The 11581-nt window shown below is 35.3% G+C and carries 10 protein-coding genes; 6 read left to right on the forward strand and 4 right to left on the reverse strand.

Going from position 1 to position 11581, the window contains the following annotated elements:
* Positions 1 to 224: 224 nt before the first annotated feature.
* A complete protein-coding gene (locus tag VFM92_RS09255; protein WP_325121931.1) occupies positions 225 to 1142 on the reverse strand; it encodes a glutaminase in 918 nt (305 codons plus the stop codon).
* A 166-nt stretch (positions 1143 to 1308) separates the two neighbouring features.
* Positions 1309 to 2253, reverse strand: a complete 945-nt coding sequence (locus VFM92_RS09260) for an AraC family transcriptional regulator (protein WP_325121932.1) — start codon at positions 2251 to 2253, stop codon at positions 1309 to 1311.
* A gap of 213 nt (positions 2254 to 2466) precedes the next feature.
* Between VFM92_RS09260 and VFM92_RS09265 the strand changes: the two genes are divergently transcribed.
* The 3 genes from VFM92_RS09265 (at position 2467) to VFM92_RS09275 (ending at position 4798) form a co-directional block, all read left to right on the forward strand.
* Positions 2467 to 3990: an aldehyde dehydrogenase family protein gene (locus VFM92_RS09265; protein ID WP_325121933.1), complete on the forward strand. Its 1524-nt coding sequence runs from the start codon at positions 2467 to 2469 to the stop codon at positions 3988 to 3990.
* A gap of 107 nt (positions 3991 to 4097) precedes the next feature.
* A complete protein-coding gene (locus VFM92_RS09270) occupies positions 4098 to 4493 on the forward strand; it encodes a DUF779 domain-containing protein (RefSeq protein WP_325121934.1) in 396 nt (131 codons plus the stop codon).
* A 53-nt stretch (positions 4494 to 4546) separates the two neighbouring features.
* Positions 4547 to 4798, forward strand: a complete 252-nt coding sequence (locus VFM92_RS09275) for a Rho termination factor N-terminal domain-containing protein (protein ID WP_325121935.1) — start codon at positions 4547 to 4549, stop codon at positions 4796 to 4798.
* A 191-nt stretch (positions 4799 to 4989) separates the two neighbouring features.
* Here VFM92_RS09275 and VFM92_RS09280 read toward each other — a convergent pair whose 3' ends face one another.
* On the reverse strand, positions 4990 to 8010 hold the full coding sequence (locus tag VFM92_RS09280) for an efflux RND transporter permease subunit (protein WP_325121936.1): 3021 nt from the start codon (positions 8008 to 8010) through the stop codon (positions 4990 to 4992).
* Positions 8010 to 9071, reverse strand: coding sequence for an efflux RND transporter periplasmic adaptor subunit (locus VFM92_RS09285; protein WP_325121937.1), 1062 nt, complete (start codon positions 9069 to 9071; stop codon positions 8010 to 8012). Before VFM92_RS09285 ends, VFM92_RS09280 begins: the two co-directional genes overlap by 1 nt.
* Before the next feature lie 575 nt (positions 9072 to 9646).
* Between VFM92_RS09285 and VFM92_RS09290 the strand changes: the two genes are divergently transcribed.
* The 3 genes from VFM92_RS09290 to VFM92_RS09300 are packed head-to-tail and all read left to right on the forward strand — an operon-like array spanning position 9647 to position 11461.
* A complete protein-coding gene (locus VFM92_RS09290; RefSeq protein WP_325121938.1) occupies positions 9647 to 9847 on the forward strand; it encodes a hypothetical protein in 201 nt (66 codons plus the stop codon).
* Positions 9848 to 9896: 49 nt separating this feature from the next.
* Positions 9897 to 11051 (forward strand): hypothetical protein, encoded by a 1155-nt coding sequence (locus VFM92_RS09295; RefSeq protein WP_325121939.1) that lies wholly within the window; start codon positions 9897 to 9899, stop codon positions 11049 to 11051.
* On the forward strand, positions 11048 to 11461 hold the full coding sequence (locus tag VFM92_RS09300) for a DUF1573 domain-containing protein (RefSeq protein WP_325121940.1): 414 nt from the start codon (positions 11048 to 11050) through the stop codon (positions 11459 to 11461). The genes VFM92_RS09295 and VFM92_RS09300 overlap by 4 nt, the downstream gene beginning before the upstream one ends.
* Positions 11462 to 11581: the final 120 nt, after the last annotated feature.

Genomic DNA, 11581 nt, shown 5'->3' on the forward strand with positions numbered 1-11581 from the left:
TTCGATTTGAGTTTGCGTAAAAACATAGAAACCAAAGATATTCAATAAAATTAACACCCAAAATACCAAATCAAAAACACCTTAACCTCTGTATATCACTAACTTATGAAATTATTCAAAAATGAGTGCGGAAGTCAGGAGTGGTTAAACTTTTATAGCCTTTGACTGTCCTTTTGTTTTCTTTTTAATCTATTGTGGTTAATTTATATTGTGGTTATATTTTTTTAGAAAATAGACATCTCAGTATGGGTGGTAAATAATTCCAGAGCGTGCATACCTTTAGCCGAGTTTCCTTTTTCATTCAATTTAGGACTCCATACCGCTATACTGAATTCACCTGGCAAGACAGCTGCAATTCCTCCGCCAACGCCACTTTTCCCAGGTAAGCCCACGCGAAAAGCAAACTCACCTGACTCATCATAGAATCCGCAAGTCAACATAAGGGAATTAATTCTTTTGATTTGATTGGGTTCTAAGAATAAAGTACCATCTGGAGCGCACTTTCCATGTTGAGCAAATAACTGGAAAGACCAAGCCAATTCTACACAGCTCATATCTATAGAACAAGTGTAAAAGTAAAAATCAAGCACATCTTCTGGATTATTGTGGATGTTCCTAAAGCTTTTGATAAAGTTTGCCATGGCCACATTTCTATAGCCCATGCTTTTCTCTGATTTAAAGATCTCTTCATTGTATTGAATCTTGTCATTTCCTTGCAGGTCATGCATGAATTGTAAATATTCTTCCTTAGGGTTATCTAATTCGGAAAGTAAAATATCGCAAATTACGATCGCTCCTGAGTTGATAAATGGGTTTCTGGGAATACCTGCTTCATGCTCTAATTGCACTAATGAATTGAAAGGATCGCCTGAAGGCTCTACGTCTACTCGATCCCAAACTTTATCACCTATGCATTGAATAGCCATACTTAAAGTAAAGACTTTAGAAATACTTTGAATGGAAAAACGCTCATCATAATCCCCTGCATTGTATGTTTCACCATTTGCAAACTGTAATGATACTCCGAATTTATAAGGATCAATTTTTGCCAATTCAGGAATATAGGTGGCTACTTTTCCTGGAGTGTCAACCGAATTAACGGTATGTAAAATATCATCGAGTATTCTGTTATAGTCTTCCAAATTGTAGTTTTTGTTTCTACTCTATTACGGTAGGAATGAAAATGGGATACGAATATTAATTTTTCGCTTGAAAAGTTATTGTATGGCTACTGGAGAAAAAAGTAGTGAGTTATACATAGCATTATCTTGTTATTAATATGCGCTAACATCCTAAAGAGATATGATTTTAATTCAAAAATGAATCACTCCCTTGCTTATTTTTTTTATAAGTAGAAGGGGAAATACCTGCTTCTTTTTTAAAGGCACTAGTAAAATGCGAGAGATTTTCAAATCCTGAATTGAAACAAGCTTCAGAAATACTGCAGTTTGGTTTTTTTAACCACTTTTTAGCTAGCTTAATTCTTTCCGATAGTACATATTGCCCAGGTGTGTAGCCAAAAGCCTCTTTGAATTTTTTGAAGAAAGTAGCCCTGCTCATACAAGCGGCATTTGCTAATCTATCAAAATCAATTTTCTCGCCTATTTTATTTTGAATAATATGAATGGCATAAGCCAACGGATGGTGGGAAGCTAAAGCTTTAGGTGAGGAGGTGAAAACATGTCTGGCTTGTGTCTGCATTAATCGGATAATCATTTCCTTCATTGCTAAATCCACATATAAATCCTTAGTGGTGTTATCCTCGGTTCTGGAAATTTTGATGATCCGATCTACCGTATTAATCAACTCCTGATTATTAATGATATGATGAATGCTAGGATCAATTTTCCATTGCTCTTGTTCCATTACTTTCGGATGCTTTTCATTTAGCATCTCCAATGTGAAATCAATCAGTTGTTGTGAAATTGCTAATGCAATACATTGAGTAGGCTGTCCTTTTTTTGCTTCTGGGAAATCTATTTCCATCACTTCATTTGGGCCAACTATTACTGATTCCCCTGGTAGATAGTCAAATGCTTCTTTATTTTCCAGATGCATGACTTTTTTACCCCTCAACATAGAAGTGAATACAAAGTCGTTAAAAACCAATTTTACATCTTTTGCCTGTTGATGCGTTTCAAAAACATTCAATTCGCAACTGTCATAAGTATAAGCAGTTCGGTTCTCCACTAATGTGAAAAGCGAATTCTCATTTCCTACGGGTACTTGGTATGGTCGGATGGCATTGTTCATAGCTATTTATTTTCCTACTTTCTATTACCTATTTGTTAGGTTTCTAAATCCTGATAGAACTCCTTGCATAAAATGAAGAAAGCAGTCTTACAATTTAGTAATTTTTATGATATTCTAAAAATTAGATGGAAAGCAAAATGATTCATACGCTTAACAAAATAATTAAGAATTATAAGTATGAAATTACAACATATTAAAAATTAAAAAATCACTATGGAAACGTTAGAAAAAACTCACAAAACAGTAGATCGCCCTACTTTTAAGGCGCAATATGACCACTTTATCGGTGGGGAATGGGTTAAGCCCGCAAAAGGAGAATATTTTGATAATATCAGTCCTGTGGATGGAAAAGCTTTTACCAAAGCAGCCAGAGGAACAAAAGAGGATGTTGATAGAGCAATTGATGCAGCACACAAAGCTTTTGAAACCTGGTCAAAAACTTCTGCGGCAGCACGAGCAAATGTACTATTGAAGATTGCCGATATTATTGAGGAAAACTTAGAAATGCTTGCAAGAGTAGAAACCATTGACAATGGTAAAGCATTAAGAGAATGCAGAGCAGCAGATTTACCGCTATGCGTGGATCACTTCCGTTATTTTGCAGGAGCCATCAGAGCAGATGAAAGTAGTATTTCAGAGCATGATGAACATACTGTTAGTATTAACTTGCAAGAGCCTTTAGGAGTTGTAGGGCAAATTATTCCATGGAACTTCCCACTATTGATGGCAACTTGGAAAATTGCTCCTGCTTTGGCAGCTGGGTGCTGCACCGTAGTTAAGCCAGCTGAGCAAACCCCAACTTCTCTAATGGTTTTGATGGAATTGATTCAAGATGTAGTGCCGGCTGGTGTATTGAATGTAGTAACTGGTTTCGGTCCTGAAGCAGGTAAGCCATTGGCACAATCTGATAGAATTTCAAAAGTGGCTTTCACTGGTGAAACTACTACGGGGCGCCTTATCATGCAATATGCTTCCGAAAACCTTATACCAGTGACCATGGAATTAGGTGGTAAGTCACCAAACATCTTTATGAAATCTGTAATGGATAAGGATGATGAATTCCTAGATAAATGTATTGAAGGAGCTGTGATGTTTGCCTTAAATCAAGGAGAGGTTTGTACATGTCCTTCTAGAATTTTGGTACATGAAGACATCGCTGATGAATTTATGAAAAGAGTAGTAGAACGAACCAAAGCCATTAAAATGGGACATCCATTAGCGGAAGATACCATGATGGGAGCTCAGGCATCAAATGATCAATTTGAGAAAATTCTTTCTTATCTGGAAATAGGTAAGCAAGAAGGAGCAGAGGTGCTTTGCGGTGGTGTAAAAGCGGATCTAAATTCTGGTTTAGAAAATGGATACTATATTGAGCCTACAATTTTCAAAGGCCATAATAAAATGAGGGTATTCCAGGAAGAGATTTTCGGTCCTGTTACCTCGGTTTGTACATTTAAAACCACAGAAGAAGCTATAGAAATCGCCAATGATACCATGTATGGTTTAGGAGCCGGCTTCTGGAGTAGAGATGCACATGAATTGTATCAAGTGCCAAGAGCTGTGAAAGCAGGTCGTGTTTGGGTGAATAACTACCATGCATATCCTGCACATGCTCCATTTGGTGGCTATAAGAAATCAGGTTTCGGTAGAGAAAACCACAAAATGATGTTGGATCACTACAGACAAACCAAAAACATGTTGATTTCTTATGATAAGAATAAATTAGGTTTCTTTTAGTAGATTGTTTTAGGTAGTAAGTTATAGGTTGTAAGTAAGGAAACTCATTTACAACTTATAACTTTTTTTATTTATGACTTAGAACCTTAAACTTAAAACTGTAAAAAATGGAACGAGTAACAATAAGCGATCGAGCAATAGAAGTAATTGATGAATTAAGAGATAGATTTGGTGAATTGATGTTTCATCAAAGTGGAGGCTGTTGCGATGGTTCTTCGCCTATGTGTTTTGAAAAAGGAGATTTCAAAGTTGGGGGAGGAGACGTATGGTTAGGACAAGTTTACGGCTGTGATTTCTTTATGAGCAAAGACCAATTTGAATATTGGAAACACACCCATCTCACTCTAGATGTTACAGAAGGCCGAGGCTCAAGCTTCTCATTGGAAATTCCTATGGGCATACGTTTCATCATCCGCTCTAGAATTTTCACCATGGAAGAAATGGAGAATTTAGAACCAGTCATGACAGGAGAGGAATATTTAGAAGAAGATTCAACAAACTGAATTAGTAACATTTCCATTTTATATCGGTTATATTAAGTAAAATCGACAAAGAAATGGCTAAAAAGAATGACATACCAACCGTAAAAAATGAAGAGCAGTACGAAGCTTTAAGGGACAAAGGCGTGAGTAAGGAAAAAGCTGCTCGCATTGCCAATACACCAGATGCAGGTAAAAAAGGCGGACAAGCGCCACCTTACGAGGAATGGACTGTAGACGAACTACAAGATCAAGCTCAAAAAGTAGGGATAGATGGCCGTTCTAAAATGAAGAAAGCTGAACTGATTGAAGCACTACGGAGCAATTGAAAGTTGAAAATAGACTGTGGACAAAAATCTTCACAGAATAGATATTTACGATGATGTCGATTTCCGGTCTGAGCTGCGGTAATGGCCTAATTAGACTAAAGTATCTAGTAGCAAGTATCTAGAAAAAAGCGGCCACACTTCTTGGTACTGCTAACAGTCTTCTACCACTAACTTGCCAACCGGAAAACCCGTCAACGTGTCAACTTATAATAAACCAAAGGCACAAAATACAAAGCCGTAAAAGTTCCTATAGTCAAGCCGCCCATTACCGCTAGCACTAAAGGTTTTTGCAATTCAGCTCCCAAGCCGCCTGAAAGCAATACCGGACTTAAGGCCAAAAGGGTGGTGATAGAGGTCATCAGAATAGGTTTCAACCTGATTTTTCCAGCTGAAAAAATGGCTTCATAAACGCTATCTTTATCTCTTATCTCTAAGGCTTTTAAATTTCGGTTCATGGTATCTACTTTCAAAATAGCATCATTGACCATGATTCCAAGCATTACTACCATTCCTATTGCCGACATGATATTGATACTGCTTCCGCCTAGCCATAGCACAATCATAGCGCCCATAATTCCGAAAGGCAAAGTGAAAATCACGATTAGTGGTTGCCAGAAACTTTCAAACTGAGCCGAAAGGATAAAATATAATAGCACTACAGAAATCAACAATATAAAAGCCAGTTCTTTTAGATTCTCCTGATCTGAAAAATACCTACCTGATACCTTTTGAATCAAGCTGTTGTCACTCGCCCATTGATTAATTTCATTTGTTAGTTCTTCAGGATTATTTTCTAGAACTGCATCTTGATTTAAGTTTACCGAAAAATAAGTTCCCGATACATCAGCGGTAATTTTCTTTAATCTGTTACCCCATTCATAATCTACAAAATTTTCCAAAGCATAACTTTTGCCTTCACTGTTTTTTACCTTGGCGATTTTTAACAATTCAGCAAACGCTTTTTCATCCGTTTCTAAAACCACAGGCGTTATGATGGCAAATTGCTTTAATTCCGTAATTTTGTAATTACCCAAAATCCGTTGCAGTTGATTGATGATTTGCTCTGGAGCAATGCCATATTGCAGCAATTTTTTCTGCTTTATGGACATAATCATGCTGCTTTCTTCCTGTAATGAAGGTCCTGCAAGAAAATTATTGGTAGGGAAGCTTTCCAGTACAGACTTTACACTTTCTGGATTAGAATTTTTCAAATTGGGGTCCTGCCACTGCACCCTGAAATAAGGGTCCTCGCTGGCAAATAGCATATCAAAGGCATTTTTAGCATTTTCTTTTTCAAATGAAGCTTTTGGATAGGATTGCCTTACTCGATTTTCCAGCAAGTTCAATTGCTCATTTTTAGCTTCCTCATTTTCAAATTGCAAATATATCAAGCTTTCCTGCAACTCTGCATTTTCCAAGCTCAACAAATATTGAGGAATGCCAGCATCGGTTTCGCTAAATTCAAGTTGCTGATTTAAATTATTCAGTAATGCCTGACTACGGTTTGCATTTTCAATAACATCAATCGGTTCATTCCAATTGATTTTGACCACCGCATCGATTCTGGTGATTTTGGGTAAACCTTCCTGCTCCATATTCCAGAATGCCAAAATCCCAAGAGGGATTATCAAGAGAATAATAATAATACTTAAGCTTTTATTTCGGAATGACCAATGATGAGATTTTTCAAAACCTTTTAGAATATGTTTGAAAAAGCGACTATCTTCTTTCTTAAAATCCTTTTTGTTTTCAAAGAACAGGCGATATAGCAGAGGAAGCAAAACAAAGGAAACCAGTAAAGAAACCGTCAAAATAATTCCCACAGAAACGGCCTGGTCGAAGAATAACACTCCACTTACACCACTTAAGAAAATCAAAGGGATAAATACTGCTAAAGTAGTCAAAACCGAACTGATTAATGCTCCCTGAACTTCAGTCACTCCAGCTACGCAAGCATCTAGCAAATTAAGACCTTCCATGCGCTTTCGACTGATGTTTTCCAGTACGATAATGGCATTGTCAATTAGCATTCCTAATCCAAGTGCAAGACCACTAAGCGAAATAATATTGATGCTCAAACCAAATATTTCAAAGAATAGAAAGGATAAAATCAGAGATAGTGGCAAACTAAGCCCCATGATGACGGGCAAGCGAAACGAGCCCATAAAAAGAAATAGTACTCCAAAAGCAAATAACCCACCAAACAATAAACTGCCTTGCAGGTTGTTTATTCCTGCTTTCAGGAAAACGGATTGGTCTTGTGTGATGGCGATATCTAAAGTGGGATAATCCTTTTTAAATTGTGCTATGGATTTTTCAATTTCAGGCATTAATTCCGTCATCACCGCTTGCGGTTGCTTGTGAATATTCATCACTATGCCTCTGTTCTGATTGAAAAAATGAAAACCGCTGACTTTCTCTTCTGCAGTTTCTACTTTTGCTAACTGATGAATCGGGATATACTTCTCTTCATTAATTTTAACAGGTATTTCAGCAATGTCTGCTGCATCATTCAACCTACCTGCCATACGCATATAATATTGGTATTGCCCATCCTTCACTTCCACTCCGCCCAGTTCCTGATTAGCAGATTGAATGGCTTGAGAAATGGCTTCTATTTCCAATCCGGCTCTTTCTAAGGATTTTAAGTTGGGAATGATTTTGATTTGCTCATCTACCGTTCCGTTTAAATCGACCAATGAAATGCCTTCTATTTGCTCGATGCGCTTTTTAATTACATTTTCGGCCAGCTGGGAGCTTTCTACCATATTGGATGCATCCTTGGGAATCAACTGAATTTTTGCAATTGGTATATCGGTGTAGTTTACTCGAATCACCCTTGGGCGTGTCATATCAGCAGGAAATTGGTCTGTCAGCCGGTCAATTTTCTCATTGACTTCAACAAAAGCCAAATCCATTCTTTGTCCATAGTCAAACCGTAAGCGCAACAAACCATTTTCATTGGAAGCAGTGGACTGCAAATCGGACAATCCCTGCATGGTAGCCAAAGATTCCCTCATGGGTTTCAGGATGTTATTTTCAATGGCCTCGGGTGAGGCATTGGCATAATTCACTCGAATGGCCATTTCAGGCACATCAATATCGGGTAGGAGGGAAACAGGTCTATTTAACCATGCCAATACGCTCAAACCAATGAGCGCAACAAAAGTCATAATGACGGCTATGGGTCTCTGGATGAAATAGCGGGTCATTAGTTATCCGAATTTTGAATGCTGATAGGGGCATCATGTGCTAATTGCAAATTGTTGTTGGTAATCACCACCATTCCGGCTTCCAAACCATCGGTGATTTCCACCATTTTGCCATTATCATATCCTAATTCCACATAATTCCATTTTGCCAATTCTTTTTCTATAGAGAAAACCACAGGCTTGCCAGAACGCAAAACCAAACTACTTTTGGGCACTTGCAATCTTTCTCCTTTTGGAATTTTGATTTCCACATACACATTCATTCCGGGCCAAAGAGTATGTTCTCCTTTGATCAGAATATTCGTTTGCACCAATCCATTTTCATCCACTTTTGGGTTGATGCTGAAAACTTCCCCTGAAAAATTAGCATCCATAGCTGGGTTGCGAATTTCTGCTGGCATGCCTTCTTTTAAGTTTAAAGCTTCCGATTCCAATAAATTGACTTCCACCAAAAGACGATGGTTAAATTCAGAAAATAGTTCATCACCAGCTTTTACATTTTTGCCCATGAAAGCTTTTACATCATATAAAGTACCCGAAAATGGTGCTCTTATCACGGTTTTAGCAAGTGCTATTTTGGCTTCCTGCATTTGAATACTACTCTCTTGCAAACCACTTCCTATTTTTAACTTTTGATAAAGACTGTCCTGCTCTGGATTTTGCTGAGCAATCAATTTAGGGAATCCAATCAGACTGTTTTCAAATTCCAGTTTTGCTTTTTCATAATTGATTTCTGCAGACTGCAACTTCAATTGTGCTTCCTGAGGGTTTAATCGAACTAAAACCTCTCCCTCGGAAACTTTCTGTCCTGATTTAATATTGGCTTGCTGAACAGTGCCTGTAGTTTCTGCTAAAACCTGCACATCTTTATGCGCTTTCACCTTTCCAGAACTTTGAATTAATAAATAAAAAGGAGCGGTTACAGCCGTGTCCACTTTTACCAAAGTATTGGGCGGAGTGTTTTTAACATTCTCCGTTGCTGCTTTTTCATCTATTTTATCTTCTGAATCACAAGCCCAGAAAACAAACGGAATGAGGAGTAGAAATAATTTTTTTGACATATCGATTTTGGTTCAAACTTAAAACTACTACTTTGGTAGTTTAGAATCAAAGGAAATTGAATTAAAACTAATGATTTTTTTTTGAGGGTGTAATTAATAATTTAAGTATTTATTTTAATCCCGGTAGCAATGAATATAAATATCTGTATTGGACAGCTATATATTGCTCCCAAGTGTTTATGAATAGTTCAACATTATAATTTTATAAATATATCAGTCTTAAATAAATAGGTTAATTGAATATTAAATTGCAATATTGCATGATTAATATAAATATTCACTTAAGTTTTAAATTCTTGGTACAAAACTAATGTATTAAATTTTGATTATTTTTAAATTTTATCTAGGTTTAAAAATCAATTGAAATTATTAATGTTTATTTGTTTTTTTTCACCGCAAGTTAGCAACTGTTGAGATTCAAAAACACTTAATCAATATAAGAATTATGAATTTTATGATCTTATTAGGCCTTTGGTTGTAGGATTCATGAATTTTACACTTGATAATATTTGATTGATTATTGTTTTATTTTCAAATTTTAACTTTAAAAAGAAGTAAAATTATTCATTGCAGTTATGGCTATGTCATTATTCTCGATGTTATCAACTGGGTTTGCAAATGGTCAGATAATCAAGGAAGATGATTCATCTGGAGACAAAATTATATGTCATTGTACTATGTTTGGCAGTTGTAAAGCTTCTGGAAGTGGATCTAACTGTGCGCAAAGTGAAGCAGGTGGTAATATTCAGTGTAGCAATTATGATGGAAATTGTTAGAAAGGTATAAGGGCTATTTTTAATAGTCCTTATTTTAATTTGTTATGTGATGAAAAAAATTATTTACGTATTTATTATTTTTACGGTAATATCTTGTACGAGTAACCACAAGGAAAAATCCACAAAAGTAAGTTACTCAAAAAATATTAAAATTGATAGTATATATATTGAAGAAGTCATGCTTCCTAATATATCAACGTCATTTTCTGGTACATTTGAGATTTTTGATAATAAAATAAATTTTGTTGATCAAAGATTTGGTTGGGTATACGAATTTAATCCGAATGGAAAATTAGTTAATCGTCACTTAGGCCAAGGGGCAGGTCCTAATGAAATTAATACTGCATATTTAGACGGTTACGTGAATTTAAAATCTGGAAACCATTTATTTTTAGGTTCTACATTTGATGTACATGTTCATTCTGATTCAAGTTTTGAACGTATTAAAAGTTATACTTTTAGTTGGGAAGGTGCACAAGATGTTAACAAAGTCAGGACATCTTCATCACCTGATGTAAATCAGTTTGCTTTATATACTTTAGACTATCAGAATTTGATAATTCGTGAGGATCAAAATGGTAATGTTTACTTACCTATTTATGGAGAGACTCAATATTTTAATGGTATTAATTCTGACTTTTATTATGATAAGGGGCATATTTTGGCCCGCCTTAATTTGAAATCTGGCAGAATAGACAAATTATTAGGAAAACGTTCTCCTCAGTATTTGGAACAAAAATATTTACCACATCATTCATTTTTCTCCTATGATATTGATGAAAATAATTATTTTTATGTTAGTCATGAAATAGACTCTTTAATTTTTAAATATGATCAGAATTTCGATTTAGTTTCAGTTTTTGGGTCGAAGGGCAGAAATATGGCTACAGATTATATTACAATGAAACAATTTGACTCAAAATTGTTTAAGGATTTATACTTTAATAAACGACCGCAACTTGGATGGTATTCATATTTAGAATTCGTTGATGATGTAGGTCTTTTATTTAGAAGTTATACGAAAGGTAAACATTCTGATTATGATGGATTGCAAATTTTTGAAGATGAGACATTGATTGGTGATGTTCAGGTTCCCAAATCTTTTAGAGTTAAAGGATATATTGAACCTTATGTTTATGGAGAGTTGAAAACTAATGATGATAGTAAATTAAATTTGTATAGATTTAAATTAGAGAATTTATGAAAAGTATTCATTATATATTAATTTTCTATTTAATCTTTACAATTTCTTGCACCGAAAATAATTCTGAAAATAACCAGGATGTACAGAAAGAAAATAACCTACTTACTACTATAAGGTTTGATAATGAGATTATAGATTTTGGTGATGTAAAACAAGGTGATACCTTGACTGCAAGATATAGTTTTAAAAATTCAGGAGCTAATGATTTGATAATCGACTATGTGAATCCAGAATGCGGATGTACTTCATATACAATATCTCAAAAGAGAATTTTGGCATCTGATTCAGGATATATTAACCTTGTTATCGATACATATGATAAAATAGGTAACGTTAATATATATGCCATTGTAAAATCAAATACAAAAGATAAGTTTAATCGTTTACTTGTTAAAGCTAATATAAAATAAATTTAGAAACTAAATTAACCATTAAAGCTCCTAATTTTTGGAGCTTTTTTTATTAGTTAAAAATTAACCTAAAAACCTAGTTTACGCCTTTCACAATCCCTAATAATTCCTATCTTTACC

This window comes from Marivirga sp. (assembly GCF_035704835.1).
Taxonomy (GTDB): domain Bacteria; phylum Bacteroidota; class Bacteroidia; order Cytophagales; family Cyclobacteriaceae; genus Marivirga.

Coding starts and splice junctions, on each gene's coding strand:
- VFM92_RS09290 (WP_325121938.1), top strand. CDS start 9,647: ATGGCTATGTCATTATTCTCGATGTTATCAACTGGGTTTGCAAATGGT.
- VFM92_RS09265 (WP_325121933.1), top strand. CDS start 2,467: ATGGAAACGTTAGAAAAAACTCACAAAACAGTAGATCGCCCTACTTTT.
- VFM92_RS09275 (WP_325121935.1), top strand. CDS start 4,547: ATGGCTAAAAAGAATGACATACCAACCGTAAAAAATGAAGAGCAGTAC.
- VFM92_RS09260 (WP_325121932.1), bottom strand. CDS start 2,253: ATGAACAATGCCATCCGACCATACCAAGTACCCGTAGGAAATGAGAAT.
- VFM92_RS09270 (WP_325121934.1), top strand. CDS start 4,098: ATGGAACGAGTAACAATAAGCGATCGAGCAATAGAAGTAATTGATGAA.
- VFM92_RS09295 (WP_325121939.1), top strand. CDS start 9,897: ATGAAAAAAATTATTTACGTATTTATTATTTTTACGGTAATATCTTGT.
- VFM92_RS09300 (WP_325121940.1), top strand. CDS start 11,048: ATGAAAAGTATTCATTATATATTAATTTTCTATTTAATCTTTACAATT.
- VFM92_RS09285 (WP_325121937.1), bottom strand. CDS start 9,071: ATGTCAAAAAAATTATTTCTACTCCTCATTCCGTTTGTTTTCTGGGCT.
- VFM92_RS09280 (WP_325121936.1), bottom strand. CDS start 8,010: ATGACCCGCTATTTCATCCAGAGACCCATAGCCGTCATTATGACTTTT.